Origin of the sequence: Rosistilla oblonga, from assembly GCF_007751715.1 — a bacterium.
GTDB classification, from domain to species: Bacteria; Planctomycetota; Planctomycetia; order Pirellulales; family Pirellulaceae; genus Rosistilla; species Rosistilla oblonga.
In genome coordinates this window covers 4,501,308-4,527,749 of record NZ_CP036292.1, presented here as the reverse complement: position 1 = coordinate 4,527,749, position 26,442 = coordinate 4,501,308, and the positions used below count along the sequence as shown (strand labels likewise).

The 26,442-nt window shown below is 58.9% G+C and carries 20 protein-coding genes; 9 read left to right on the top strand and 11 right to left on the bottom strand.

All coding sequences use genetic code 11. The features are described 5' to 3' along the window. Nucleotides 1–51: 51 nt before the first annotated feature. The gene (locus tag CA51_RS15965; protein ID WP_145122245.1) at nt 52–1,071 is read left to right on the top strand and encodes a hypothetical protein; all 1,020 of its coding nucleotides are present in this window, start codon (nt 52–54) and stop codon (nt 1,069–1,071) included. 133 nt (nt 1,072–1,204) lie between these two features. Here CA51_RS15965 and CA51_RS15960 read toward each other — a convergent pair whose 3' ends face one another. The 3 genes from CA51_RS15960 to CA51_RS15950 are packed head-to-tail and all read right to left on the bottom strand — an operon-like array spanning nt 1,205 to nt 4,259. Continuing rightward, nucleotides 1,205–2,908, bottom strand: a complete 1,704-nt coding sequence (locus CA51_RS15960; protein WP_145122244.1) for a hypothetical protein — start codon at nt 2,906–2,908, stop codon at nt 1,205–1,207. After that, nucleotides 2,905–3,870 (bottom strand): ABC transporter ATP-binding protein, encoded by a 966-nt coding sequence (locus tag CA51_RS15955; protein WP_145122243.1) that lies wholly within the window; start codon nt 3,868–3,870, stop codon nt 2,905–2,907. The genes CA51_RS15960 and CA51_RS15955 overlap by 4 nt, the downstream gene beginning before the upstream one ends. Beyond that, entirely contained in the window at nt 3,867–4,259 is a 393-nt protein-coding gene (locus tag CA51_RS15950) for a GntR family transcriptional regulator (RefSeq protein WP_145122242.1), read from the bottom strand. Before CA51_RS15950 ends, CA51_RS15955 begins: the two co-directional genes overlap by 4 nt. Before the next feature lie 271 nt (nt 4,260–4,530). On the opposite strand from CA51_RS15950, the gene CA51_RS15945 reads away from it, so the two are divergent. The 4 genes from CA51_RS15945 to CA51_RS15930 all read left to right on the top strand — a co-directional run bounded on the left by CA51_RS15945 (nt 4,531) and on the right by CA51_RS15930 (nt 9,104). Next, complete coding sequence (locus CA51_RS15945) at nt 4,531–5,949, top strand: DUF1501 domain-containing protein (RefSeq protein ID WP_145122241.1); 1,419 nt, start codon at nt 4,531–4,533, stop codon at nt 5,947–5,949. A gap of 215 nt (nt 5,950–6,164) precedes the next feature. Further along, nucleotides 6,165–6,422 carry a hypothetical protein gene (locus tag CA51_RS15940; RefSeq protein WP_145122240.1) on the top strand — a complete coding sequence of 86 codons (258 nt, stop codon included), beginning with the start codon at nt 6,165–6,167 and terminating at the stop codon, nt 6,420–6,422. A 241-nt stretch (nt 6,423–6,663) separates the two neighbouring features. Further along, complete coding sequence (locus CA51_RS15935) at nt 6,664–8,094, top strand: aminotransferase class III-fold pyridoxal phosphate-dependent enzyme (RefSeq protein ID WP_231745728.1); 1,431 nt, start codon at nt 6,664–6,666, stop codon at nt 8,092–8,094. A gap of 2 nt (nt 8,095–8,096) precedes the next feature. After that, complete coding sequence (locus CA51_RS15930) at nt 8,097–9,104, top strand: arginine N-succinyltransferase (RefSeq protein ID WP_145122239.1); 1,008 nt, start codon at nt 8,097–8,099, stop codon at nt 9,102–9,104. 24 nt (nt 9,105–9,128) lie between these two features. Here CA51_RS15930 and CA51_RS15925 read toward each other — a convergent pair whose 3' ends face one another. The 3 genes from CA51_RS15925 to CA51_RS15915 form a co-directional block, all read right to left on the bottom strand. Next, complete coding sequence (locus tag CA51_RS15925) at nt 9,129–9,596, bottom strand: DUF2752 domain-containing protein (RefSeq protein ID WP_197451224.1); 468 nt, start codon at nt 9,594–9,596, stop codon at nt 9,129–9,131. 216 nt (nt 9,597–9,812) lie between these two features. Continuing rightward, nucleotides 9,813–11,030 (bottom strand): glycosyltransferase, encoded by a 1,218-nt coding sequence (locus tag CA51_RS15920; protein WP_145122237.1) that lies wholly within the window; start codon nt 11,028–11,030, stop codon nt 9,813–9,815. A 146-nt stretch (nt 11,031–11,176) separates the two neighbouring features. Further along, complete coding sequence (locus CA51_RS15915; RefSeq protein WP_145122236.1) at nt 11,177–11,860, bottom strand: redox-sensing transcriptional repressor Rex; 684 nt, start codon at nt 11,858–11,860, stop codon at nt 11,177–11,179. Nucleotides 11,861–12,311: 451 nt separating this feature from the next. Here CA51_RS15915 and CA51_RS15910 point away from each other — a divergent pair, with 451 nt between their 5' ends. Continuing rightward, nucleotides 12,312–13,952, top strand: a complete 1,641-nt coding sequence (locus CA51_RS15910; RefSeq protein ID WP_145122235.1) for a hypothetical protein — start codon at nt 12,312–12,314, stop codon at nt 13,950–13,952. A 511-nt stretch (nt 13,953–14,463) separates the two neighbouring features. Continuing rightward, on the top strand, nt 14,464–15,663 hold the full coding sequence (locus tag CA51_RS15900) for an aminotransferase class V-fold PLP-dependent enzyme (RefSeq protein ID WP_231745727.1): 1,200 nt from the start codon (nt 14,464–14,466) through the stop codon (nt 15,661–15,663). Nucleotides 15,664–15,722: 59 nt separating this feature from the next. On the opposite strand, the gene CA51_RS15895 is transcribed toward CA51_RS15900, so the two are convergent. Continuing rightward, nucleotides 15,723–15,971, bottom strand: coding sequence for a hypothetical protein (locus CA51_RS15895; RefSeq protein WP_145122233.1), 249 nt, complete (start codon nt 15,969–15,971; stop codon nt 15,723–15,725). A 301-nt stretch (nt 15,972–16,272) separates the two neighbouring features. Here CA51_RS15895 and CA51_RS15890 point away from each other — a divergent pair, with 301 nt between their 5' ends. Next, nucleotides 16,273–18,090 carry a peptidylprolyl isomerase gene (locus tag CA51_RS15890; RefSeq protein ID WP_231745726.1) on the top strand — a complete coding sequence of 606 codons (1,818 nt, stop codon included), beginning with the start codon at nt 16,273–16,275 and terminating at the stop codon, nt 18,088–18,090. 100 nt (nt 18,091–18,190) lie between these two features. Here the strand turns inward: CA51_RS15890 and CA51_RS15885 are convergent, their stop codons facing one another. Beyond that, nucleotides 18,191–19,114 carry a GNAT family N-acetyltransferase gene (locus CA51_RS15885; RefSeq protein WP_145122232.1) on the bottom strand — a complete coding sequence of 308 codons (924 nt, stop codon included), beginning with the start codon at nt 19,112–19,114 and terminating at the stop codon, nt 18,191–18,193. A gap of 118 nt (nt 19,115–19,232) precedes the next feature. On the opposite strand from CA51_RS15885, the gene CA51_RS15880 reads away from it, so the two are divergent. Continuing rightward, on the top strand, nt 19,233–20,462 hold the full coding sequence (locus tag CA51_RS15880) for a PDZ domain-containing protein (RefSeq protein ID WP_145122231.1): 1,230 nt from the start codon (nt 19,233–19,235) through the stop codon (nt 20,460–20,462). A 244-nt stretch (nt 20,463–20,706) separates the two neighbouring features. On the opposite strand, the gene CA51_RS15875 is transcribed toward CA51_RS15880, so the two are convergent. From CA51_RS15875 to CA51_RS15865, 3 genes are all read right to left on the bottom strand, one after another. Next, entirely contained in the window at nt 20,707–21,198 is a 492-nt protein-coding gene (locus CA51_RS15875) for a hypothetical protein (RefSeq protein ID WP_145122230.1), read from the bottom strand. Continuing rightward, on the bottom strand, nt 21,198–24,926 hold the full coding sequence (locus CA51_RS15870) for a S1 RNA-binding domain-containing protein (RefSeq protein ID WP_197451223.1): 3,729 nt from the start codon (nt 24,924–24,926) through the stop codon (nt 21,198–21,200). The genes CA51_RS15875 and CA51_RS15870 overlap by 1 nt, the downstream gene beginning before the upstream one ends. Before the next feature lie 211 nt (nt 24,927–25,137). Beyond that, nucleotides 25,138–26,439, bottom strand: coding sequence for a DUF1552 domain-containing protein (locus tag CA51_RS15865; protein ID WP_145122228.1), 1,302 nt, complete (start codon nt 26,437–26,439; stop codon nt 25,138–25,140). Between the last annotated feature and the right edge of the window lie 3 nt (nt 26,440–26,442).

Below are 26,442 nucleotides of genomic sequence, written 5' to 3'. Positions count from 1 at the left end.
AACGGCGAAGCTTCATCTGCCGCAAAGCAATGTGAAGAGGGTTCCTGCGCCATGCGCGAAGATCTGCTTGGATATTTGTTAGGCGCGTTGGAACCCGAAGAGGTGCTACGTGTCGAGGCGATGCTCGATTCGGATCCCGAAGCCCGCGCCGAATTGGAGCGTTTGCGGGATTCGCTGCGACCGTTGGAAGAAGATCCGCTATCCGATCAGGATCAACCCGAAGCGTTTGAACCGCCAGCAGATTTGATCTCGCGGACGATGGATTTTATCGAGTCATCCAAACCGCAACCCGCCGCAACTCCTTCGCTGGCCCCGACGACTCCACTTTCGGAAACCGATCCATCGCAGCGAGCAGCGACCGCGCGGCGTTGGCGGATCCCCGATGCGTTGGTTGCGACAGTCTCGATGATCGTGCTGGGCGGTTTGGTCTTCCCGGCGATTCTCGAAGGGCGGTTCGAAGCCCGACGAACGCAGTGTCAGGGCAATCTGCAAGAGTTGGGCACTTCGCTGGCGCAGTTTGCGATCAGCGATCCTCAGCAGCGGTTGCCGAAAATCGACCTCCGCGGGCCGTTGGCTTTTGCCGGCGTCTTTGCTGTCGAACTCAAGGAACACGATCTGTTGGATCGCGAGAGTGCGATCTGGTGCCCGTCGCAGAACCAGCCCTCCTCGCCCGCTTTGGTGCCGACCAAGTTGCAACTGCAAAACGCGTCGGCCGGCGATCTCCTGCATTTGCAAAACGTCTCCGGCGGCCAATTGGCTTACACCCTTGGCGTGATGGACGATCAAACCTACAACGCGCCTCGATACGAATCGCGTTCGACGTTTGCGATCCTTGGGGACGCACCGGTTCGCACTGTTGACGGGGATCAGTTGGCTCACGATGGGCGCGGCTTCAATCTGTTGTACGAAGATGGCCGCGTGCGATTTGTCTCCAGCACCGCCGCGTTGGAGACCCAGGATCAACCGTTTGTGAATCTGGAAAATCGGATCGAAGCGGGGCTGAATGTCAACGATGCGTCGCTCGGCGAAAGCGCTCGGGCTCCCTTTGTCTGGGTCAAGCAATCGCTCTAAACCTTCTGCTGAGGCTCTCCCTGTTGCCGCTTTGAAGTGGCGATGCAATCACGCCATCGATATTCGTTTACGTGATCTACGACCGGGCCAGCGAACGCAATCTCGCATTTGCGACGCGACAATTTCGCGGCAGTTATCTATGGCGGTTCCAGGCCAGAGCCAACGGCATCGCGAAGATTCTTGCCAGTGGAACGGTGAGCGTTGCCGCAGCCAGCATCCAGGCAAAGCTGATGCGTGAATCGGGAATCAGCATCGTCAGCGTTCCCGCCAGGATTACGCAGATCGCAACCCAGCCGAAGGCAACGCTAGCGATCGCTCTTGTGGAGGCGAGTCGGCGATGGCGGAGCAGATACGCGGCGATCGCCACTGCGATCACCTTACATGCCATCGCCACGAAGATTGCCGTGGGCATCCATTGCCAGCCCGAGCGTCCCATCGCTTGAACCGCTTGCCAATCGTTCTGCTTCATAAACCAAGCCAGAAAGATCGATAGCGGCACAAAATAGAAGGTCATGCCGACAACCGATGCTGCCATGACGAACCACGTTCGCCCCGTCATTCCGATCCACCAGTAGCTAGCGACGCGGCTCAGATACGTCGCCAAGAATGCGACGCAGAACGATCCGACCAATCGCAAACCAAACATCGGTGTGGCGTCCTGCCCGTTGAACCAGCTGCGATAACTCTCGGCCCACGCGATCCAGTTTGTGCGATTCGTAGGCCAGATCGCCCAGCCGGCGAGTACCTCGCCGATCGAAAGATAGATCACCGCCGCGACAGCCAATGGAACGATGGCTCGCGTCCAGGCAATGGTCGCCGAGCTGATGGGGCTAGCGATCAAATAGGTTGGCAGGCTGGAAGGTTGCCTGGCGGCGGCGTCCAATTGGTTGCCGCTGGACGCAAAGATGCCGGCATAGGCAAGCAGGACATTGAGCATGATGAATGCCGGCCCGCTGAAGGGGACCACCGCGACGTACAGCCCAATCGCTGGAATCAGATAGAGTGCGACAGTCGTGTAGGCCGACGTGCGGATGCGGATCCACTGGTGCCATAACAATGCATTGTAAGGACGCCTGAAGTTGGCCGGTTTGGATGCGCGTTGGGAAACGCTGTCGTTTAAGACGCGACGGGCCACGGCGGGCCGACGGTCCGTTTCGGGAATGATTCCCCGCGTATTGGTCCTCGCCAAACGGATCGCTGCAAACGATGCGGCGACTCCGCTGGAATAGAACAGCCCCGCCACTACAAGTCCCGCCGTTGGCACCAAGCCGCGCCACTCGGCTGGGACCATCGATCGCCCATCAAAAATCAGGGCGATACAGAAATAGAAGCCGATGGCGACCGACAGTAGCGACAGCAACCGGAACCAAGGATTGGCAAACGGACGCCATGTGAGCACCATCACCCAGATCGCACCGGCGGAAAGCGACAGGCAGGGCGCCAGCCACGGCCACCCCGTGCGTCCCTGCGTCCACGCTTCTCCCTGCTGGACCAACGTCCACAATCCGCTGACCCACAACGTGCGGAGCACTACCGGAACGATCGCGATCTTCCACGCGGCGACCGGCATCCGCAGCAGCCAATGGTTGCAACTGCTGGCGGTAAAGTTGAGGTCGGTTTGGAAGCCGTAATCGAAAACGACGAAGCTGAACAATGCAGCGGGCAGCAGCGAACAGACCATCGTCATCGGCAGGACGTTGTGTTGCAGCCACTGCGGGTGCAGTAGGGCGGTTCCCCAAACTATGATTTGTCCGACCGCAACGAGGGCGATCATCGCGATCACAACGCGACGCTGGCAGCAAAACGCGAGTCGGATCAGGGCAGTCGTTTGGTTCATTGGATCTCTCCCGATGCGATCGCTTGCTGCGGCCCACTTTCGTCCTCTTCGATCGCTAGCGGATCGCCGGCGCCGGTATTTGCTCGCGCGGTGAACCAGCGTTCCAGCGTGATTTCATAGCGATTCAGCAACTGTAGATCGCCGCTCTGAAGCGACGCTTCCAATCGCTGTGTTTCGACGACCGCCGACCATTCCCCGCCACTGCGCTGCCAGCCAAACGCAGCGGGCAGACGGGGTGAGTCGCCGTCCGCGAAATTCTCCCGACAAATGATCTCGCAATACCGCGACTGCAGATCTTCTATCGTGCGTCTCTCCACGATCTGCCCGGCGGACATCAGAGCAACGCTGTCGCAAACGCGAGCGACTTCGTCTAACAGGTGGCTGGAAAACAACACGGTTCGCCCCTCTTCACCAACCGTTCGGATGATTGCTTCGAGGATATCGCTGCGTGCGATCGGGTCCAGCCCGCTGCTCGGTTCGTCGAGGATCAGCAGTTCGGGGCGATGGGCGATCGCAACCAGCAGCCCCGCCCGCGCCCGCTGTCCTTTGGACAACGATTGCAGACGCGACGTCCGCGCCAGAGAAAACATCTCGCACAACTCCGCCGCATAGGCATCGTCCCAGGTCGGATACATCGCCTTGGAGAAATCGATCAGTTCCCCCACACGCAACCACTGCGGCAACGAGTCCTCTTCGCTTAGATAACCGATCCGCCGCAGAACGCCCGCGGGATCGGCAACCGGATCCTGCCCCAGCACGCGGACTTGGCCATGTTTGGCGACCAGAGCACCGATCAGGTGGCGAATCAGCGTCGTCTTGCCGGCTCCGTTAAGCCCCACCAGTCCAAAAATGGAACCGCTGGGGATTTGTAGGTTCACGTCGCGGAGCGCTTCGTTGCCACGAAACTTCCGGCTCAGATTTTGAACGTCAACAGCGACACCATCGGTTTGGGAAGCGTTCATGATCGGTTCTCGTCACGAGGAATTTGGTCGTCCCTTTTCTTCAACTGTTCGATCACGTCGTCGATCGAAAATCCCAGCTGCCGCGATTGGATGATCAATCGCTGCAAGTGCGGTTTCAATAGATCGCGACGTTGGTTCAGAGTTCGGCGTTCGATCTGCTCCGCGACAAACGTGCCGGTTGTTCGCCGCTTCTCGACGAGCCCTTCGTGTTCGAGCTCGCGGTAGGCGCGGGCCACGGTGTTGGGGTTCACTCGCAACGACTCCGCCAGCCCGCGGATCGTCGGCAATTCATCCCCCGCGGCCAATTGGCCCGAGACGATGCGATATTGGATCTGGTCGACGATCTGTTGGAAGATCGGGACGCCGTCGGTGCTGATATGTAATTGCATGGGATGGCCTGTTGTGTTAATGCAATGATACAAGAGTGCGTTGGCGAGGCAAGAGATAAAAGGCGAAAAGTGGTTTGCAGGACAGTCCACAGGGCTATTGAGTGTTTCAATTTGAGGTATCAGCGCGTGGCGGCTAATTTGCCCAAGCACAAACACTGATTCTCCCTGGTGCAGGCCGCTAAAACGTTCGCAATCGCCGCGGCAGCGTGATACAATCCCGGCGTTGTCCTCCCTACCCCCTCCGCCACATCCCGCCTCGAGGTATTGCACGATGGACAAAAGTAAGATCCGTATCGATCGCCGGACCGCGATTGTGGCATCGACAGTTGGTTATGCCGGAATGCGGTTGCCGACCGCAGCGTGGGGCAAGCCGGCTGCGACAACAACGCGAGCATCGGGGAAGGCGAAGTCGACGATCCTCTTCTTTTTGTGTGGCGGTGCGTCGCACGTCGACACTTGGGACATGAAGCCCGATGCGGGGAGCGCCTATCGCGGCCCGTTTGCTTCGATCCAGACCGCCGCTCCCGGTATCCGATTGTGCGAGCATCTTCCGATGACCGCCAAGGTGGCCGATCATCTGGCGATCGTGCATGGAGTCAGCGACCGCGGGCTAGCGACGGGAGATCATCACGCCGGGTATTACTACAACCTGACAGGGCACGCGCCGGACAACACCTTCCGGACTCAGGGGAACGATCGGCGGCCCTATCCCGACGATTGGCCTTTTATGGGATCGGTCGTCGCTTCGAAACGCGAGCCCCACGAGTCGTTGCCGCAGGCGATCACCTTGCCGCACAAACCGAGTCGCCCTCCCTACACGCGGCCCGGCCAATTTTCGGCTCGCTTGGGGGCCGAATTTGATCCGTTTTATTTGAGTAGCGATCCCGGCAATCCGCTCACCTTCGCGGCGCCGTCGCTGACATTGCAAGATGGCGTCACGCGCGACCGATTGAGCGACCGCAAGGGATTGCTGAAATCGATCGATGGGGCGCGGCGGACTTTTGAAACCGACGCGGCGGCTTCGAACTTCGAGATCCAGCACCGCAAAGCGTTCGAACTGCTGGCATCCTCTGCGACCAGCCGCGCGTTTGACGTTTCGGAGGAACCGTTGGCGGTTCGCGAACGATATGGCCAGACGGTTAATGGCACCAGCCTGCTGATGGCTCGCCGCTTGGTCCAAGCCGGCGTTCCGTTTGTGACAGTCTTTTGGAAGGAAGATACAAGCCTCAACGCAAAGTGCAAAAGCGCCGGCGGTTGGGATACGCATGGAAACAATTTTCAGTGCCTGCAGGAAAATCTGCTGCCAGAGTTTGATCGCTGTTATTCGGCGCTGATCGAAGACCTCGCCCAAAGCGGACTGATCGACGATACGTTGGTCTTGGTCTCCAGCGAGATGGGCCGCAAGCCGAAGATCGGCGATATTCGTTCCGGCGGCGTCGTGGGGGCGGGCCGCGATCACTGGACTGCTTGCATGAGCAACCTGTTTGCCGGCGGTGGCATCCGCGGCGGCCAGGTCTACGGCGAGACCGACAAGCGAGGCGAATATCCCGAACACCAAACGATCGGGCCCGAGGACATCGTCAAAACCGTCTACCACGCGATGGGAGTGAACGACCTTTCGGCGATCGATGCCAGCGGCCAACCGATCAGTCTGTTAGCTGAAGGCGAACCGCTTCACCAGTTGTTCTAGCGTATCGAGCCAGCATTATCGGCGGCGAGCGTCGATTGGGCCTTCGTAGGTTCCCTCTGCGAGCGTCCTGCGGCTATCTTTTGCAATCGCGGATTGATACCATTTTTCCGTGCGATGATCCGCGCCGCATCGTGCGGCAGCGATCTCCGGATGCCCTATTCTCCTCCCGAACTGCGTTAAATCTTCTGAGTCGCAGACCATTAGGAACACGAATCATGAAGAAACACGAATGGCGTGAGACGACCGATGAAGGCGAAGTTCGGCTCGCCACCGCGACTCGGCACGCGGGAAAATGGAAGCTTCGCTCACGCCTGAAATCCGAAGCCGAATGGACCGAGTTCCCGGTCATCCCGTTGGAGGACCTGCGAACGCTTCACGATCTGATCTCGAACAAGTATCAGCGGCAACGCGCACCTTACGAGCACCTTCTGGAACTCGAAGCGTTGATCGCTGCAGCGGAACAAAAGAAATAGCCCGCTAATAAAGATCAGCTGAGGCTTTTCGCGCGGCGGCGATCGCATCCGCTCGATAATCACCGGTGGGAATCGGTGCAGTCGTTTCCTGCATCGACTCGTTTAGAGGCGGTGCACAGGTACGAAGTTGTTGTGCCAAGGTCGTCTGGGGCGTCGCCGTCGGTTTCTTGTGTAGCGGCGATTCGGCATTGGGCGGCCAACAGGATATACTCAACAATACATCGATGTTGTTTCGCTATCCATGTTCAGGCAACGTTTCATGACCGACGACAACTCACGTCTATCCGCCGATCGACTTCGCAACGACCCACGTGTTGCCCAGGCGAAAGCTTTGTTATCCGCAGCGCTCCGCGAGCATTCTGCACCGTTAAACGGAGTACGGCCGGCCGATCCACAGCTTGAAAAAGAGTACGCAACGCTCTTGGATCGGCTGACCGAAGCCCGCGGCGCCGCTCCCTACTTCCCTTATATCGCCAGCGGCATTGGCAACGGGCCGTGGGTCGAATTGGCTGACGGCAGCGTCAAGCTCGACTTCATCGGCGGGATCGGCGTTCATGGGCTGGGGCACAGCCACATGCAGATGCTCGACGCCGCGATCGATGGGGCTTTGGAAGACACCGTGATGCAAGGCAACTTGCAACAGAACCGGCCTTCGATCGCGATGTGCGAACGATTGTTGGATCTTGCAAACGCGGGTGGTTCCGATCTGGGGCATTGTTTGCTGTCGACAAGTGGTGCGATGGCAAACGAAAACGCGCTGAAGATCGCTTTTCATGCCCGCCGTCCTGCCGACCGGATCATCGCCTTCACCAACTGCTTCGCCGGGCGATCGCTCGCTTTGGCCGCGCTGACCGATCGGCCAAGCTATCGCAGCGGCCTGCCCGAAACGATCCTCGTCGATTACCTGCCGTTCTACGATCCGTCGAATCCGCAGCAGAGTACGCAAGCGGCTGTCGATCGACTGCATGAATTGTTGACACGGTATCCCGGCCGGCATGCCGCCTTCTGGGCCGAACCGATCGCGGGCGAAGGCGGTTACGTTCCGGGCGACCCCGACTTTTTCCAGGCTCTGTTAAAACCGATCCGAGCGGCGGGGATCTTGACGATCTTCGACGAGGTGCAATCGTTCGGGCGGACGACCGCTCCGTTGGCCTACCAGGCGTTTGGTCTAGATCGGTATGTTGACATCACGACGATCGGCAAGATCACGCAGGTCTGTGCGACGCTGTACCGCAAACAATTGCAACCGACAGCGCCGATCCTCAGCCAAACTTTCACCGGTTCGTCGGCGTCGATCGCGACGGGCCTAAGGATGTTGGACCAATTGGCGGACCAGGAATGTTTTGGTGTCGATGGTCGCAATCAACGCAACCACAACCATTTTGCCAGTTGCTTGCAGACGCTTGCCCAGCGGTACCCGGGACAGATCCAGGGACCGTACGGGAAGGGGATGATGATCGCGATGACTCCCGGCGACGGCAGTTATGAAACTGCAAATCGCTGGGTTCGCGAACTCTACGCGGCGGGGCTGATCTGTTTCTTGTGCGGCGGCAATCCCTACCGGATTCGTTTTTTGCCTCCGCCGGCGATCACCACGACAGAACACATCGATAGTGCGATCGCGATCATTGAGCAAGTCTTGCAATCATCGAGCACAAAGGCGTCGGAATAACGATGGAAGTTGTACGCGCTGCGACGTTAGACGACTGGGAACCGCTGTACGATCTGATCCAGCGATCGGGCTTCGGCCTGACCTCGCTGCGGCTGACCAAAGATCAGCTGCACGAACGTCTGGAGTGGTCGCATTTCGCCTTCACTCGCAAATCGGAGCGTCCCGGCGGCGAGCCGTATGTGTTTGTGATGGAGGACAGAGCGACGGGTTCGCTGGTCGGAACGTCTTGCATCTTTGCCAAGACCGGCGGGTACGAACCGTTTTACGCTTACGAAGTTGTCACGGAGCAGCGGGAATCGGAAGAGCTGGACGTGCGCGGCAGCGTGCGAAGTCTACAGCTTCGGCGGATCCACGATGGGCCTACCGAAATCGGCAGCCTGTTCCTGCTGCCCGCATTCCGCGGGCAGGGGCGAGGCAGTCTACTGTCGTTGGCTCGGTTCTCGATGATCGCTCAGCGACCCAGTCGATTTGCCAAAGAGGTGATCGCAGAGATGCGTGGCGTATCGGATGCCGATGGAAGCAGTCCGTTCTGGGAAGCGCTCGGCCGCCATTTTTTCCACGTCGACTTTCCCGTCGCCGATGCGCTTTCGACGGTTTCGAAAAAGTTCATCGACGACTTGATGCCAGAACATCCGATCTACTGGGACCTGTTGCCACCGGCGGTTCGCGAAGTGATCGGTGAGGTTCATGAACAGACGCGTCCGGCCAAAGCGATGCTGGAGCGGGAGGGTTTTGCGTCGCGCGGGCTGGTCGATATTTTTGATGCCGGCCCGATCTTGCATTCCGATCGCGATTCGATTCGCAGCGTCGCAAGTTGCCGCAATCCGAAGGTGGAGCGAGGCGAGGTTCCCGCCGATGCGAAGCGGCAGATCGTCACCACATCCGCCTCGCGGTTTCGCGCCGTCAATAGCCAGGTCCACTGGATCGATGACGATCATGTGGTCCTGCCCGAAGCGACGCGGCGGGCGCTGCAGTTGAGCGAAGCCGAAAAGGTCTGGACTCTCGGCTGATGTTCGCCCGCCGTGGCGCAGCGATTAACGCGGCGTCGTTGGTTCAGCGATCGTGGGCTGCGGACTTGGCGGAGCGAACCAACTGCGAGTTGGCGAGGGAACGTTGCGGGCGACGAAATAGAGGATCAGCAAGACGAGAAACGCCCAACCGAGCAGCGGTTTTGTCGGTTTGCCCTCCTGCTGGCGGCGACGGTTTCGCCACAGCATCATCAGGAAGATCGGACCGCCGATGACTGTCAGCGGATTCAATTGGACGGCGGTCGCCAAGTCGCCGTGCAGAATCTCGCGAGCGGCTCGCGTGGTGCCGCAGCCGGGACAGTGCAACCCCGTCATTTCGTGCAACGGACACTTCGGATACCACGAGTTTGCGTTGGGTTCGAAGCGATGCAGAACAACCGCACTCGCCGCGATCGTTGCCACCGCAGCAATCGCCAACCCGATCCGCAAACGGCGGTCGGCCGGGACTGGGGATCGCTGGATTGGACTAGCCATTGGGAAACCGTGCGGGCGGCACTTCGTCGGTTTTGCGGGACAGTTGGCGTGGTTGTTAGCAGATGTCGCCATGCCAAAACGGCGGCAAGAAGCGGCAACACCAAAACCGATTGTATCATGTCGCTATCCGGCTTGATTCCGGTAGGCGACATGGAAAGGGAGCTCCCACGCTCGCGATAATACAGACCTTATCGCGCGGTGCGTTTTCTTCGGCAGCTAACCGTCGATGACTTTGCGATAGACATCGGCTACGCCGCGGGCCATCGCGACGTCGGAGAACTCCGCAGCGTGGCGAGCAGCGGCGGCTTCGGCCAGGTCATGCCACGAGACCTCTCCGCTAACCAACCGTTGGATCTGAGCAGCCAGGTCGACTGGATTGCCAGCTTCAGCCAGAAGGCCTTCGCTGTCGTGGCTGATCGCTTCGGGAGTTCCTTCGACACGAGTCGCGATCACCGGCACTGCGGCGGCCATCGCTTCGAGCACAACCATCGGCAGGCCCTCGCCAAACAAGCTCGGCAGGACCATCGCGTCCAACTTTGCCAGGGCGGCGGGAATGTCGTCGACAAAGCCGGTGAATTCGACGTCGGGCCCCAGTTGCAATTGGTCGATCCTGGACCGGATGCTCGCTTCGTAGGCTGGTGTTTCGAATGGGCCAACGCATCGCAAACGGACATCGAAGCCGGCGTCGCGGACGATTCGTTGTGCGTCGAGCAAGGTTTCGAGACCCTTGCGCGGGCGATGGAGAGCGACGATGCCAAGCGTCCAGACGCCGCCGACCTGCGGGAATTCCGTCCGCGGCGGACGAATCATCGGGACACCGTTGTGGACTGTCGTCACGGCCGACGGGTCGAAGCCGCTGGCGATCGTGTGGTCCCGCAAGCTGTTGGAAACCGCAATCTGATGGGATGTCGACAGCAGGCAAAATCGCTCGGTCATCGCGTTGATCCGGTTTTGGATCGGACGCGTCGAATCGGCGGCGGCGGGGCTGTGGACATGGTAGACCCAAGGTCGCCGCGCCTGACGCGAAGCGTATGCGGCGATCATCGCCGACCGAGGTGTGTGGGCGTGCAACAGTTGGTAATTGCCATCGCGAGCCAGTTTGGCGACTCGCCGCGCCGCACCGATATCCCAGCGATTTCGCATCTTCATGTCGAACAATTGGCTCGATTCGACATCGAAGTGTTTGGGGAAGCGATCGGGCGTCAGCAGAGCAAAATCGGCGGTGATGCCGTTCTCGGGAAGGCAGCGAGCCAGGTGGGTCTGGACACGCTCGGCGCCTGAAAAATGCTGGCCATTGACGACGTGCAGCACCCGCAAAACGCGACTCGACCGTCGCGATCCGGCTTTGGTTTGCGAACCGCTGGCGGGATCGGTATGCGGGGTGGCAATCGTTGCCTGGTGAGTGTGTTCGTCGATTAATACGTCGTTGGCCACTGCTTGGCTCCTTTACTAGCGAAACTAGGTTGCGTCCCCTGAAACATAGCTCCTCAGTGAACAGAGGGGGCGAAAAATTCGCAGTAGGCGTTTTCCGGAGGGGCCCGCAGCGGTTTGATCAACGCAGCGGTTAGCCAAACCCGTTTCTATTTTTGGCTGACGACAGCAAAAGAGAGCTGTTGCAGCTCGCTGGCGAGGTCGACGTTGACGACGCAGACGCCGGGAAACTTTGGCAGTGTTCGGGGAGCAAAGTTTAAGATTCCGACGACTCCCGAGGCGGCCAAGCGTTTGGCGACCGCATCGGCTGCGTCGACAGGGACCGCCAATATTGCTAGCGAAACGGCTTCGGCGACGATCGTCGACTCGAGCTGCTCCAGCGGCAGGACCGGGATCCCCCCGATGTTGCGGGAACAGATCGCCGGATCGGTATCGAAGGCGGCTACCAATTGGAAGCCCTGTTCGTCGAAGCCGCGGTATCGCATCAGGGCGTTCCCCAAGCTGCCCGCTCCGATCAGCGCAACCTTCCAGGAAAGGTTGGTCCCCATCGTCTGGCGGATCTGGCCAATCAATGGGCCGATCTCATAGCCGACACCGCGCTGCCCCATGGATCCGAGATGGTTGACGTCGCGGCGGACGACAGCATCGCTGACCGACAACAACTGGCCCAACAACTTGCTGCTGACGTGCGATTCCCCCTCGCGTCGCAAACGGCTCAGTTCGCGCGCATAGAGGATCAATCTCGCCACAGTTGCTGGCGGGATTGAGGAATTGATTGCAATGCCCGACGGCAGTTCTTGTGAACTATCGCCTTGGGTAGGTTCAGCAGCCATAGATTCCCGGATGCGGTTGCGTGGAGATCCGTTAAGGGTTGCTGGCTACAGAAACGTCGCTCCACAACCAGAGGATACCTGGTACCGATTCTAACGGTTAGGTGATTGCGTTTGAACAACGCGTGTTGGCCCGAAGCAACAATCGGTGCGTTAAATAACCATCACAACCGTTATATCTCGCAAGGGATGAACCAGGCAAACTACGCAAACCGGCTAAATTTACTTTGCATCACGCTTTCTCTATCCCACCTTTGTTTCGCAGTCGATGAAATTGATGCACCGAGAGCGGTCTACCCTACCTGGCTATTTTGCCACGATTGGGTCGCGTCTCAATGTTGCCAATGGTTTGCTTCTTTCCCCGCAATTTGTGGCGAGACCGATCTCGAGCAGACCAGATTCAAGCGTATATCCAGCAAGGTTTCCGTTAAGCAAGATCCGAGGAGAGTGGGAAATGAGAAAGCTAATGCTTCTGCCAGCGATCGCAGCCATGTTGGCTGTTGGTTCGGCAAAGTCGGCTGATGCGGCGTATTGTAACGCTATCAGCTACCAAGATTGTGGCGGTTGTGCCAGCGCATCGGATGTTGCTCCGGCAGCATCCGGAGGTTGCGGAACGCACACCGTGATGAAAACCGTTCGCGAAACCGTGTACGAACAGGTCCAAGAGACCCGTTACCGCACGCGGTACGTTCGCAGCACCGAACAACGTGAAGTCCAAGCGACTCGCATGGTGCCTGTGACAACACAGAAAGAAGTTCAGTACACGGTCATGAAGCCTGTGTATGAAACTCGCACCAAGCAGATCAACTACACGGTCAAAAAGCCTGTGTACGAGACCAAGACCCGCGTCATCAACTACACGGTTCAAAAGCCTGTGTACGAGACCAAGACCCGCGTCATCAACTACACAGTTCAAAAGCCTGTGTACGAAACCAAGACTCGCGTCATCAACTACACAGTCAAGAAGCCTGTGTACGAGACCAAGACCCGCGTCATCAACTACACAGTCAAGAAGCCTGTGTACGAAACCAAGACTCGCGTCATCAACTACACAGTCCAAAAGCCTGTGTACGAGACGAAGCAACGTACGATCAACTACACCGTTTATCGTAACGTTCAAGAGCAGAAGACACGGACTGTAAACTACACCGTTTACAACACCGTTCGTGAGCAACGCACTCGCACGGTCACCAAGAGCCGCATGGTTCCTGAGACCTACACTCGCACGATCCAAGTTCGTGGCGGTCACTGGGAAACTCAGACCTACGAAGTTCCAGGCCCAACTCGCACTCGAGTAATCCGCGAACCAGGCACCTGCACTTGGGATCCTTGCCAATGCAAGAACGTTTACACTCCAGGTTGCTGCCGCACTGAAACCTACCAATGTGCTCCTCGTGTTTGCACAAAGAAGGTTTGGCACCCAACTTGCGAAACCAAGGAAATCACCTGCACTCGCTACCGCCGCGAATGCTACACGGTTGAAGTTCCTTACACCGTTTGCCGCCAAGTACCTGAATGCCGCACCAAGGAAGTTTGCTACACGGTTTGCCGTCGCGTTCCTGAATGCCGCACCAAGGTTTGCAACTACACCGTCTGCCGTATGGTTTGCGAACCACGCCAAAAGACCTGCACCTACACTGTCTGCCGCATGGTTTGCGAACCACGCCAAAAGACTGTTTGCTACAAGGTCTGCCGCATGGTCTGCGAACAACGTCAGAAGACTTGCAACTACACCGTCTGCCGTATGGTTTGCGAACAACGTCAGAAGACTTGCAACTACACCGTCTGCCGCATGGTTTGCGAACCACGTCAAAAGACCTGCACCTACACTGTCTGCCGCATGGTTTGCGAACCACGCACCAAGACTGTTTGCTACAAGGTCTGCCGAATGGTTCCCGAGTGCCGCACCAAGACCGTTTGCTGCACCACAATGCAGAAGGAATGCTACACCAAGACGATCTGCGTACCGAAGTGCGAAAAGGTTTGCGAACCTTACACCGTCACTCGCTGCGTTCCACGAACGATCTGCAAGCAAGTTCCAGTTCAAGTTTGCTGCCCAGCACCATCGTGCTGCAACAGCGGATGCGGATGCTAAAACGTTGACCGGACCGCTTGAGGTCTGCTGACGAAACGACAAGAGGGCCGGAGCAATTGCTTCGGCCCTCTTTCTTTATAGATGCAGCTATACGGATATAGCGGTCTTAATGCACCGCGATCCTCGAGAGATCCAGCGGCGCAGACCGGTCGCGCTCAGTTAAACCTGCTCGCGAAACGTTATCCAGCTAAGTATGCCTAGGGTTACACTAAGTATTAAAAAGGCGATGTCCATCATCATGCTGGCCCCTTGGAAGGGCGCAACATCGTCCATACCTGCCATACTCATTCCAAAGTCGGAGGCGAATAGGATGAATAACAGAGCAGCCACCACAAGGCTGGTTAGGCAAAGTGCCTTGGGCATCAACGATCCTCGGCTTGTATATCGCGGTACTGACGTGCATGTTGGGAAGCCAAGTGCATCAGTATAGTTAAAGAAAAGTGTTTCACCCAAGCCGAATGGCACGAATCTTTGGACGTTCTTCAAGTCGCTCGTATTTTAGTGATTATGCATGTCAAACCAACCTGAATCCGACCCCAATTCGCTCCAAAGTGCCCCTTGGCAGTGGTGGCGAGCCCAGATGCCGATCGCTTTGCGGTGGGCCTACTTCGATCATGCCGCGGTAGCTCCCCTTTCCGAACCGGCTCAATTGCGAATGATCGCCTTTGCCGACGAGGCGGCTCAGACAGCCACCACGCTGTGGCCCTATTGGTCCAAAGGGGTGGAGTCGTTCCGCAGCCAAGTAGCTCGTTGGATCGGCGCGTCGGCCACGGAAATCGCGATGATTCCCAACACCTCGCACGGGATCAACCTGGTCGCCGAAGGTTTTCCCTGGAAATCGGGGGACAATGTCGTCACTTTTGCTGGCGAATTCCCTTCGAATCGGCTCCCTTGGGACAACCAAAAGTCGAAAGGCGTGGAGGTGCGGACGGTCGAGTGTCCCGGCGGCGAAGTCTCGCTCGACGCGATAGCGGCTCAGATCGATGACCGCACCCGAATCGTGGCGATCAGCTGGGTCGGATATGCCTCGGGCTACCGCGTCGATCTCGATGCCCTCGCCGAATTAGTCCATTCCCGCGGGGCACTGCTGTTTGTCGACGCGATCCAAGCGATGGGGATCTACCCGATCGATGTCGCCAAAACGCCGATCGATTTCCTCGCTGCCGACGGACATAAATGGATGCTTGGTCCCGAAGGGGCGGGATTTGCTTACATCCGCAGCGAGCACTTAGATCTTCTGCGGTGTACGCACGTTGGGTGGCACAGCGTCCGCAACGCCGCCGACTTTCAGAATGCTCAGCTGAACCTGCGTCCCGAGGCGGCTCGTTTCGAAGCCGGATCGGCGAACATGGTCGGCCTGCTGGCACTCGCCGAAAGCGCAGCGATGTTCGAAAAAGTCATCGAGGCACATGGTCAGGACGCGATCGCAAACCGAGTCTTAGAGACGGCGGAGACGTTGATCCAGCGATTGGAGAGAGCGGGGGCAACGGTCTTGAACCGTTGGTCGGGCGGAAATCGCAGCAGCATCGTCGTGTTCGATGTTCCCGGGGTGTCGCCCGCCGAGGTCCGCAACATCGGCTTGCAGCAGGACGTTGTACTCAGCTGTCGCGGCGGCGGCGTGCGTGCCAGCGTTCACGTCTACAACGACGACCAGGATCTCGACCGCCTAATCCGTGTCGTCGAAGAGGCACGCGCGATGCCGTCGGCTTGATCCGCGTGGGCTTTCGCCAGCGTCGCCGCGTTCTTAATTAAGTTCTGCGATTTGCAGAACTAGCTTTTTGCCGGGTCGAGATCGTTCAGCGATTTTCCCAATCGCTTGCGAGCGCCACCGCGTTGGCTGCGAGCACCGACGCGTTTGGTTTCCGTATCGCTGTCGCTTTTCAGGAACGCCAGGATATCGGGATCCATCGTCTCGGTTTCCGCTGGTGTTCCCATTGTTTCAATCGCGTCGCTGACACCAAGCAGCACCGATTGCTTAACACCCTGACGCATCCAATCGAAGAAGTTTACGTTGACCATTGCCTAATTCCCTTTGGCAAGATTTAGATCGAGCAAGTCAGGCCATACTGCGAGAGCCTGGCAACGACCTCGACGTTAACGATCGGCGGGCTTGCGTGTCCAGATGGAACGGCGAATTGGAGAAGCTTTTTTTCCCACGGGCCAGCTTCCGGGCAAATGCTGTCGACTTTTCGGAAGTTGGTCTTGAGCCAAAACGAACTTTTTTTCTAATCTCCCGCTGTCGCCTGAGCAGTCCGAGCTTGTGTTCAGCCGAACGAAGGATTTCGATTCAATGTCGCTCGATGGTTTAAGGAGAGGCCAGATGACGACCCTGAAAACAAAATTACACCTCCACGCGGCGTTCCGCTGCATGGTTTTCGCGTCCACCGCGGCAATCGCTCTGTCGGTTGCTAACACTGCAACTTCGCAACAGCCTGCCGCAGCAGCGGCTACGCAAAACGAAGTGGTTGCGGTAGTCAACGGAACCTCGCTGTCCCGCAAGATGCTGGGCGAAGAGGCGTTGCGACGTCACGGTGAAGACGTTCTCGAAAGCATGGTCAACAAGTATTTGATCCTGCAGGCCTGCAAGCAGCACAACATTACGATCACCAACAAAGACGTCGAAGACGAGATCCAACGGATCGCTGGCAAGTTTGGCCTCTCGGTCGATCGCTATCTGCAAATGTTGCAACAGGAACGCAAGATCGCACCGTCGGAATATCGTCGCGATATCGTCTGGCCAATGATCGCCTTGCAAACCTTGGTCGCCAAAGAGACTCAGGTGACTCCCGAAGAATTCAACAAGGCGTTCGACAGCCAATACGGCGAGTCGGTGAAGTGCCGCATGATCATGGTCGGCAAGCAACAGGTCGCCGAACAACTGCACGCTCGCGCATCGGCTGATCCAGCGCAGTTTGGTCAGTTGGCCAAGGACTTCAGTGAAGACGAAGCGAGTGCAAGCGTGCGGGGCATGATCCCACCGGTTCATCGCCACACCAGCGACCCCAAGTTCGAAAAGGTTGCTTTTTCGCTGAAGCCAAACGAGATCTCCGCTCCGTTTCAGATCGCCGACCAGTGGATCATGTTGCAGTGCGTCAAGCACCTGCCAGCGATGCATCCACCAGCCCAGCAGATCGCTGCGATTCGCCAACAGATCACCGATCGGATTCGCGATCAGAAGACTCGCGTCTCGGGAACCGAGTTGTTTCAGAAGCTTCAACAGCAAGCTCAAGTTGTCAACGTTTTGTCAAACCCCGAATTGCGTAAGCAGTACCCTGGTGCGGCCGCGTTGATCAACGGGCAACAATTGACGTTGGCTCAAGTGATCGCAGAGACGCTGAAGCGACATGGCGTTGAAGTGCTCGACGGCGAAATCAATCGCACGCTGTTGGAGCAAGAGCTGAAGAAGATGAATATTCAAATCACCCAAGAAGAGTTGAATGCAGAAGTCGCTCGAGCTGCAGAGTCGTACGGTTTTGTCACCGCCGACGGAAAGCCCGACGTGCAGAAGTGGTTGGCTGACGTGACCAGTGAACAGGGTGTTAGCCAAGAACTATACATGCAAGACGCCGTTTGGCCGTCGGTCGCTTTGAAGAAGATGGTTGCCGGCCAGGTGAAGATTAGCGACGAAGATCTGCGAAAGGGTTTCCAGTCGAACTTTGGCGAACGCGTCGAAGTCTTGGCGATCGTGTTGTCGGATCAGAAGAGTGCTCAACAGGTTTGGGACATGGCTCGCGCCAATCCGACCGAAGAGTTCTTTGGCCAGCTGGCAGAACAGTATTCGATCGAGCCTGTTTCGCAAAGCAATCTCGGCCGCGTTCCGCCAATCCGCCGCCACGGTGGTCAACCAGCTGTCGAAGACGAAGCGTTCCGTCTGCAACCGGGTGAGCTGAGTGGTATCGTCGCGACTGGCGAACGCTACATCATCATGCGTTGTCAGGGCCGAACGAATCCGATCGTTGCCGAGATGGACGATCAGGTTCGCGACCAATTGGTCCGCGATCTGACCGAAAAGAAGACTCGGATCGCGATGGCCGAAAAGTTCGACGAACTGAAGACCGCCAGCCAGATCGACAACTACTTGGCAGGAACCACTCAGGACGGACGACTGGCTGCAGTGCCTGCGGCTGAGAAACGCTAGGCATTTCCATCGCGGGGATCTCCCCGTTTCCGATGGCTCGGCGATCGACTTGAGGGTGGATCGCTGAGCCGCAAGCTCTCCAAATTCTCTCCCGCGCTCTCTACGCGGGATCGATCCTGAGGCCCCAAACCGCTTCGCCATAAAATGGCGTGAAGCCAAACCGCTCGTAAACGGTTTGAGCTGGGGCGTTATCGCGATCGACGCCTAAGTTAATCGTTTGCAGCGAACGCTCTCGGGCGATCCGGGCGGCTTCCGCTACCAACGCTTCGCCCCAGCGATTTCCGCGAGCGTCCGGGACGATCCCCATGTAGGTCAGTTCCAGAGCGTTCGAATCGGCAAACGGCATCGTCAGCACGCAACCGATCGGCTTGCCATCTTGTTTTGCGATTCGCCAGGCTGCCGGATCGTATTGTGGCATCGCTTGGTAGGAGGCAAGCGTCTCTGCGGCGCTGCGATATTGGCTCATCGAAGGGCAATCCCGCGTATCGATGTAGGTTTGTGCGACCAATTCTACCAGTTCGCCCTCCGGCAGATCGGCGGCGGCGATGAATTCGAGGTCGGGCGATGCGGTATCTGGCATCGATGCGGCTTCCGCCGAAAGGTATTGCAGGTCGGCAAGGTGTTGGAATCCGACGGCGCTCAATTCCTTAGGAGCCGATTCGGTCGCGCACGTCGACTGGATGAAGTTGGCGCCCAGAGTGTGTAGGTAACCGAGAGTCGCTTTGAAGAGCGGTTCAGCGATCGCGGCGGCGTTGGATTCGTCTGCGTCGAGTTCTTCGGCGGCGATTCTCAGCCCGACAAGCACCGCGGTTCCGCCGGGGAGAGCCGAAGCGATCGCCGCACCGACCAAGTTCTCACCGCGAGCGGCCACCAGTCCAATCGTTGTCGCGTCGGGGTTTTTGAGTGCCCCGGCGACGGAGGATGTGATCAGGTGGCGGCGCATTTCCGATTCGCCGGCGGTCAGCAGGTTGACGATTTGCGGCGATTCCTCGGGGCGAGGTGGGCGAATTTCTAAGTCGTTCAAGATTCGGTTCTCCGGGGCACGGGCGGGGGGAATGTTTGGGATGTCGCTTGCGGAGGATCCCCGCCTTCCCGTTACAATGTAGTCGTTCCAATCCAAATCGATCAGAGGGAGATCCGCGATGTTCAGGCGATTCAAAAAGTCGGCCGTCTTGTTTGCTTGTCCGATTCCGTTGGCCGCCGCGTTGATGGTTCAGTCCGCTGCTGCACAACAGCTCCCCGAACCCGTCCCGGCGGCGCCCGATGTGATCGGCGAAACGCCGGCCCAACCCGGTTCGTCGAGCCCGTTACCGGAACCTTATTCACTGCAGCAGCAAGCGCCGCAGCCCTCCGCTGAAACCCAGAAACGTCCGTCGCTGGGCGTCGTTGCCGAAGAGCGTCGCGACCGTACGGGGCTTACCGTATTGAGCGTTCGTGAACTCTCGCCGGCTGCTCAAGCAGGTGTCTTGGAAGGCGATATCCTTACCGGTCTCAACGGTGTGCAGACGAATTCGATCGAAGACGTTTCGTCCGCGCTGACTAAGTTGCGGGCCGGAGATCCGGTAGCGATCGAAGTCTCCCGCGAGGGACTGTTGTTTGAATTGCGAGCGGCCATGTCCGACGCCCCGCCACCCTCGGCTGACGATGTTCCGCGCGAGATCCCCGGTGCGGGAGATCCATCGATGGGCCCATCGCGAGGAATCTTGGGCGTCACGGTCGAAGATGCCTCCGCTCCCTTGGGTGGTGCTCCCGTCTTGCGAGGTGCTCGCGTCATCTCGGTCACTGCGCAATCGCCAGCTGAATCGGTCGGTATCCGCCCCGGCGATACGATCGTTTCGATCGATGGTCAGGTGATGTATGGTGCTCGCGAATTGACCACCTACATGCAAAACGCTCAGGCGGGCGAATCGGTCGAGATCGGATACTATCAGGATCGCGTTCTTCGTCGCAAAAAGATCACTCTGGCAGATTCGGGGCAGCCGCTGCCCGGTGCGGTCGCCGACGATCGCGGCGACATGGTGCCTGGGATCGTGATCCGTCCGGGAGCCAACGTCGGTGAGATCTTGCAAGACGTCGGACGCACGCTCGACGGAATCTTGGGCCCGCGACCTGCCCGCCAGATGCCGCGTCAAGCTCCGGCTGAGTCGTTTGCGGCTCCAGCACCGCCGGCTATTCCAACTCCCGCACCTACATCCTCGCGACGAATTCCGACTCCTGACGCTGCACCGGCGCCCGACGCAAAGGAGCAGAGTGAGGTTGTGCGGTTGCGACGCCAGGTCGAGCAATTGCTGGAGCGAGTGCAACAGTTGGAGTCGCAGTTGGGCGAGGATCAGCAGCCGCAAGAATCCGGCGACGGACAGGACTCGCAGTAATTCTGGTTCGCCACGCGGAACCGCGTTAGCTCCCTGTTCCTTCCCGCTGTCACGAAGTCAATCTATCGCTTGGTGACAGTTAGGGGAGTCGATTCCCGCGGAGTGTCTGGCAAGTTTGTGCAGCGATTGGGGCTCGCAATCGCTCGCCGAGTAGAAGGTCGTTGAGTTAACGGCCTGCGGCGGCTCGGCGGAAGGCCGCGGGTGAAGCGGCTCTCTGTGGAAGAGCCTTAGCTAGCCATGTCGCTTAGTTTTGGCTTGCGAATCGTTCGGCGTATTCGACGACCCAGGCATCGATCAGTCGCTCGAACTCGGCGACGTCGACTTCGGTCAGCTCGGTGAAGTGGCTTCGATTGAAGACCTCTTTGTTCGACACGGTCCCTTTCCCCTTGAGTTCGAGGACCATGTATTCGTTCAGCGGGCGGATCGTCATCTCCAGTCGGCTGAAGCGATTCGTGCGGCGTCCGCGTTCCATGCTCAGATCGTCGCGGCCACACGCGGCTCCCCAGCCCTTTTCACCGAACAGCGTTTCGGTTTGAAAGCCGGGGAAGTGGCTTGCGAGTTGAGCGACAGCCTTTTCGATCCGATCCGAAAGCGACAGGCGGTAGGAGCTGTGCAGGTGACGCAGCTCCTCTTCACTCATCGCTTCCTTTTTGGCAGCGGCCTGCTCGTGCAGTCCCCGCTGGCGGCCACGTTGGATGGCCGCGTCGAGACGATTGGAGAAATCCTCGCCGCTCATCAGTTCCCCTTGTTCGCATCGGCGTTGGCCGAAGCGTTCTCGTCGGCGGCGGGCTTCGCGTTGTCGGTCTCTTTCGGCAGTTCGACGGTTTTTGGAGCAGCGGCTTCGGTTTCCGGAGCCTTGTCGCTCGCGGGGGCCGGGGCTTCCGCAGCAACTGGTGTCGCTGGGGCCGCTTCGTTGTCGGACTTCTTCGATTCCTTGGACGCTGCAGCAGCTGGTTTTACCGGTTCAGTTTTCTCTTGGTAGAACTGCATCAAAGCACCAAACGATCGCAACGGTTCTTCGCCCGTTTTCATCGAATCGGAGATCTGCTTCTCTGGTTCTTTGGAGCTGGTGACGGTGAACGTCCGCGGTTGAGGCGTTCGGCCTCGTCCTCGGTCGTCGCGACCGCGGCCACCATCGCGTCCGCCGCGTCCACCACCGTCGCGGCGTGGACCGCCTCGACCCGATTGGTTCGCTCGGTCGCCTCGGCCGCCGCCACGGTTCCCTTGGTTAGGTCCGTTGCCAGCAGCTTGGCCGCCGCGATTTCCGCCGGCTGCATTTCGGTTGCCACCACCACGTTGTTGGCCGCGGTTTCCGTGCTCGCGTCCACCGCGGTCGTTGTCGCGGCGAGATCGCGCTTCGGAGGCTGCTTGCTCTTCCGCAGGCGACATCACCGAAAGGGCAACGCGTCGGCGTCCCGATTCAATTGCGGTGACATATGCGTTGACGACGTCGCCGACTTGAACGACTTCGTGGGGATCTTCGACAAATCCCTTCGACATTCGGCTGACATGGATCAGGCCGCTGCAGTCGGGGCCGAGTTCGACAAAGACGCCGAACTTCGCCACACCAACAACGACGCCCGACACGAGGTCGCCCGGCTTCAGGTTGTCCAGTTTTGGAATCAGCGGCATCAGTGCGACAGGTGCCAGTTCGACCTTCGGTACCGAGAACGGTTCGCACAGCCAGTGGACGATTTGGTTGACCCGATGGCGTCCGACCTGCCATTCCTTGATCACCTTGTCGACAGCCGATCGCTCGGGCAGCGGATGTTTTGGCATCGGCAGCGGCGCGGGAGCTGGTTCTGCTTGTGGTGCCGATTCGGCAGCAGCTTCGGAGCTTTCCTCGGCAGGTGCCGCTTCGCTTGATTCGCCTTCGGCAGCAGGTGCTTCCGCCGGTGCTTCGGTTGTTTCGGCGGCTGGCTCTTCCGTTGCGACAGCTTCGCTTTCAGCGGCGGGTTCTTCCGTCGCTGCTGGTTCGCCTGCAGCTTCGCCTGCAGCTTCGGTTTCCGCAGCCGGTTGAGCGTCGGTGACGCTTGTTTCGGCCGAATCGCCCGCAGGTTGTTCCTCGGCGTCGGTCTCCGTTTCCGCGTCGGGGATCGCAAATCCAGCGGGTTCGGTGTCGCTTTCGCCTTCGCCAATCACAACAACCGGGGCAGCGCCGTCGGTTGCAGGTTCGGCGGCTTCAACCACTTCGTAGTTCGGTGGTTGATATCCGGGAGGAGCCGCGTCGGGCATCGGGATGTCGATCGTCTTGCACAGCTTTTCCGCCAACGCATAGTCGTCGGGGTGGATCAGCGTTGCGTCCAGTGCCTGTGTTCCGCCGAAGACTCGCAGGAACGGAATCATTTGCCGGCGATCGGCTTCGTCCAGTTCACCGAGTTCGGCGAGTTGATCGCGGGATGTGAACAGTTCTTCGCGGCGGCGACGGTCGATTTCTTTGGCGAAGTCGCGGGTGACGCCTGGCAGTTGAGTCAACCAACCGATGTCGTCGCCGTTGAGGTCGGCTCCCTTCGCTGCGATGCCGCTGGTCATCACGTGCAGCAGCGATTTAGCCAACGCGGTTTCATCGAGTTCGCGTTGGTACGAAGCGAGACGCAGTCGCGGGTAATCGATCTTGGTGTAAGCCGAGATCGGGTCGAGCAGTTGCATTCCGATCCAAGCGGCGGCGCGGAAGCGTCGCGGCGTTTGGCGGATCACCGGGTCGCTGGCGTCAGCCGATGCAAACAGGTCGGCTCCCGAACGGTCGGCGAGAGTCCAGTGCAAGCTGCCAGCTTGAGTCTGCTTCAGCAGTTCGGTCAACGCGATCAAGCAGTTCCGTCGGGCAGGCCCGTTGCTGATCACGATCTTGTCGACGTGGAACTGGTGGCACAATTCGCCCAGCTTCGTCACCATCTGCTCCCGCATTGTCTTGGACAATTGGCAGGGAACGTCTTCGGTATGCAACAGTTTGCCGTTGCCATCGAGCACAGCCAGGGCTGCGGTGCGCGGGCCGACGGCGTCGATCGCGATCAGGCCACGAGCGGTGGTTGGTTCGCGGAGCACCAATTCGCGGAAGCTGTCGGCGATCACGTCGACCAAGCGTTCTGCGGCGTAATCGAGCTGGCGGTCCCAGAAGGCTTCTTCTGCAGCAGCGCACAAGGCGGCTTCGGCGGTGGTCGCCGCTGCCGACAATCGGTCGCTGATGTGTGGGTTCAAACGCGCGGCCGACTTCTGCAGTTGCTGCATCAGTTCGCCACGGTTGTAGTCGAACGAAGCTTCGACGACGCTCGAACGCAAACCACGGGCAAGCATCAGGATCTGGAACGCCGACAATTTGTTTGGCGCGAATTTTTTGTTGGCCAATGGTTCGAGAACGCCCACCAACCAGCGGCGGCGGCGTTGTCGCGGCGATACCTTTTTCTTGGCTCGCTTGGCAGCTTCTTGCTGCTTGACCTTGGTCGATCCATCGCCCTTGCCACCCTTCTTTTTCTTGGCGGGAGCGTCTTGGGACCATGTTTCCAGCGGTGTGGACTCGCCACTGGTTTCCGGGGTGCTCGCTTCGGCAGGCGTTTCCGCGGCGTCGGTTGCTTCGGCGGCCGGCGCTGTTGCATCGGCTGGCGGTTCGGAAGCTTCCGCTGCGGCAGCTTGTTCGCTGGCAACGGGTTCGGCAGCCTCGGTCGCAGCTGCCGGTTCGGCGTTGGTTTCAACAGCAGCGGCTTCGCTGGTCGGCTCGGTTTCTGCAGCTGCCGTTTCGCTGGCAGCAGCTTCGGCGGCCGGCTTTTCAGCTTCGGTAGCAGCAGCTTCTACTGGTTCTTTGGTTTCGTTAGCCTTTGCTTCGCCCGCACCGCTGCCACTCGGTTGGCTCGGTTTGGCGTCGGCGGCTTCTTTGTTGGGTTCATCCGATTCGCCGTGCGGATCGAAGACCTTGCCAATCTTGATCTTGGCGTTTCGCATCAACCAATTGGTTGCGATCCCAATCAGTTCTTGGTTGTTGGGCAGCTCGCGAAGCAGAGCGTCGTCCAAGCGTTCGACAGCCGATGCGGCTTTGTTGTCTTCAGCCCCGAGGACTTCGGTGGCGATCGCTTGCAGATCAGCGGTGTCGTCCTCTTTAGGATTGAGCACGCGAATCGCCAGCCGGCAAGCGTCGTCCAGAACGCTATTGCGGTTGCGAATCAGCCGAGTCAGACGGTCGAAGTGTCGCCCCGAGTTCGCCAGCCGGATCGCTTTGTCCAATGCGGTGTCGACGCAGGTCGATCGTTCGGCCAGTTGCAGCAGCTCGGTGCGGCGCTGATCGATCGACTGCTCTCGCGAGACCGCACCGTGCAACAGCCACAGCGCAGATTCGGAGACTCCGTTGAGTTCGTCGCGGCGATAACGCGCCAGGAAGGGCGGCAGATAGCCTTGGCGAATCAGAGGTAAAGCAATCTTTAAACTTGCGGCATCGCACCCGGTTTCGCGTGCGATGGCTTCAATTTCAACAGTCATGCCTTGGAGGCTCATATGGGGCGTGTGGCGGGGCCCGTCGCCACGGGGAGGTGCATCAACCGAAGGGATTGAAAATCAATCCATTAAGTGGGCTTCTAAAGAGCTTTCGGAATCTAGGGTTTCATTCGCGAAATGTCAACCGATCAACTTGAATTGGAGTTCATTCGTCACGTTTTGTCGCATCGAATTCCAGTCAAGGGGGATGGCAAACTTAGGCATTCTTGAATTCGAGACCCCGCATCGTCGATGTGCCGCTGGCAAACTGATCGACCGGCAGCCCTTGGTCCTGCAGCAGGCTGACGTAAAGATTTGGCAGCGGGTAGTTATTTTTCGTGTCGAACGCGAGGTGCTGGCCGTGTCGGAAGCCACCGCCAGCCAACAGCACCGGCATGTTCTGGTTGCTGTGATTCGACGCGTTGCCAAGGTTGCTGGTCAACAGAACCGAGGTTTGGTCCAACAGCGAATTGCCTTGATCGTCGGTCTGTCCCAGCGAGCGAAGGAAATCGCCCCAAGCCGCGATGATCGCGGTTTCGACGACCGCCAGTTGCTCCAGCTTTTCTTCGTCCAAACCGTGGTGGCTGAGCGAGTGGTAGCCTTCTTCGACGCCGGGCAACGGTACGACGCCGCCGCTGCCGCCCAGATGGTAGACGATATAGCGAGTCGAATCGGTCTCCAGAGCCAACCGAATCATATCGCTCATCAATCGCTGGCGGCCGACAAAGTCGTTGCCGTTTCCGATATCGATGGGGCGTTTCGCGTCGACTTTTGGTTTTGGACGCAACGCCCATTCCTCCGACGCCGCCATGCGAAGCTCGAGATCGCGGACACTTGTGAAGTAGGCATCCATGCGGTCGCGATCCGAGGCTCCCAGCGAATTCGACAATCGCTTGGCGTCGTCCGACACGAGGTCCATGATGCTGCGGCCCTCGCGAACTCGCTGGGCTTGTTGGTCGCGAGCCGCCGGCGAATCGTCGACAAACAACTGGTCGAACAGCCGCGAGGGGCGGTCTTGCGCCGGGATCATCGATCCGTTGTCGGTGTAAGACGGGCTGTTGCTGCCGGCGCTGCTGAGCACCAACGACGGGAATCGCGTCTCGCCACCGAGATGCTTGGCCATGTATTGGTCCAGCGAGATCGAGTTCCGACCGCCGCCGCTGGCACCGACGTTGCGAGCCGTCAAGATGCTCGCTTCGGCTTTGTGGCCGCCGCCGACTCCAGGGTGCGAACTTCCCGAGATCACGGTGTAAGACGAACGCAGGTCTTCGATCGGTTTCAGGTAGCGGCTCGGCTTAAACTCCTTGCCCGCTTCGGCTGGATTCAGGTTGGGGCCGTGCAGTCCCAGTCCCAGCGTCATCGCGACGAAGCGTTTGGGCGGACCCTGGTTTGTCGTAGGATCGGCAAACGCCGACTGCATCGCCGACAGATGGGGAATCGCCAGGGAGACGCCGGTGCCGCGCAACATCGTTCGGCGGGGCAAGCGTTTGCGAAAATTGAATTCGATCGATGAAAACATCTT

Bases quoted from the DNA above. Each gene is read 5' to 3' on its own strand.
- CA51_RS15875 (WP_145122230.1), bottom strand. From the start codon at position 21,198: ATGAGCGGCGAGGATTTCTCCAATCGTCTCGACGCGGCCATCCAACGT.
- CA51_RS15960 (WP_145122244.1), bottom strand. From the start codon at position 2,908: ATGAACCAAACGACTGCCCTGATCCGACTCGCGTTTTGCTGCCAGCGT.
- CA51_RS15910 (WP_145122235.1), top strand. From the start codon at position 12,312: ATGAGAAAGCTAATGCTTCTGCCAGCGATCGCAGCCATGTTGGCTGTT.
- CA51_RS15955 (WP_145122243.1), bottom strand. From the start codon at position 3,870: ATGAACGCTTCCCAAACCGATGGTGTCGCTGTTGACGTTCAAAATCTG.
- CA51_RS15965 (WP_145122245.1), top strand. From the start codon at position 52: ATGCGCGAAGATCTGCTTGGATATTTGTTAGGCGCGTTGGAACCCGAA.
- CA51_RS15895 (WP_145122233.1), bottom strand. From the start codon at position 15,971: ATGGTCAACGTAAACTTCTTCGATTGGATGCGTCAGGGTGTTAAGCAA.
- CA51_RS15945 (WP_145122241.1), top strand. From the start codon at position 4,531: ATGGACAAAAGTAAGATCCGTATCGATCGCCGGACCGCGATTGTGGCA.
- CA51_RS15880 (WP_145122231.1), top strand. From the start codon at position 19,233: ATGTTCAGGCGATTCAAAAAGTCGGCCGTCTTGTTTGCTTGTCCGATT.
- CA51_RS15915 (WP_145122236.1), bottom strand. From the start codon at position 11,860: ATGGCTGCTGAACCTACCCAAGGCGATAGTTCACAAGAACTGCCGTCG.
- CA51_RS15935 (WP_231745728.1), top strand. From the start codon at position 6,664: ATGTTCAGGCAACGTTTCATGACCGACGACAACTCACGTCTATCCGCC.
- CA51_RS15865 (WP_145122228.1), bottom strand. From the start codon at position 26,439: ATGTTTTCATCGATCGAATTCAATTTTCGCAAACGCTTGCCCCGCCGA.
- CA51_RS15900 (WP_231745727.1), top strand. From the start codon at position 14,464: ATGTCAAACCAACCTGAATCCGACCCCAATTCGCTCCAAAGTGCCCCT.
- CA51_RS15930 (WP_145122239.1), top strand. From the start codon at position 8,097: ATGGAAGTTGTACGCGCTGCGACGTTAGACGACTGGGAACCGCTGTAC.
- CA51_RS15950 (WP_145122242.1), bottom strand. From the start codon at position 4,259: ATGCAATTACATATCAGCACCGACGGCGTCCCGATCTTCCAACAGATC.
- CA51_RS15870 (WP_197451223.1), bottom strand. From the start codon at position 24,926: ATGACTGTTGAAATTGAAGCCATCGCACGCGAAACCGGGTGCGATGCC.
- CA51_RS15925 (WP_197451224.1), bottom strand. From the start codon at position 9,596: ATGGCTAGTCCAATCCAGCGATCCCCAGTCCCGGCCGACCGCCGTTTG.
- CA51_RS15890 (WP_231745726.1), top strand. From the start codon at position 16,273: ATGACGACCCTGAAAACAAAATTACACCTCCACGCGGCGTTCCGCTGC.
- CA51_RS15940 (WP_145122240.1), top strand. From the start codon at position 6,165: ATGAAGAAACACGAATGGCGTGAGACGACCGATGAAGGCGAAGTTCGG.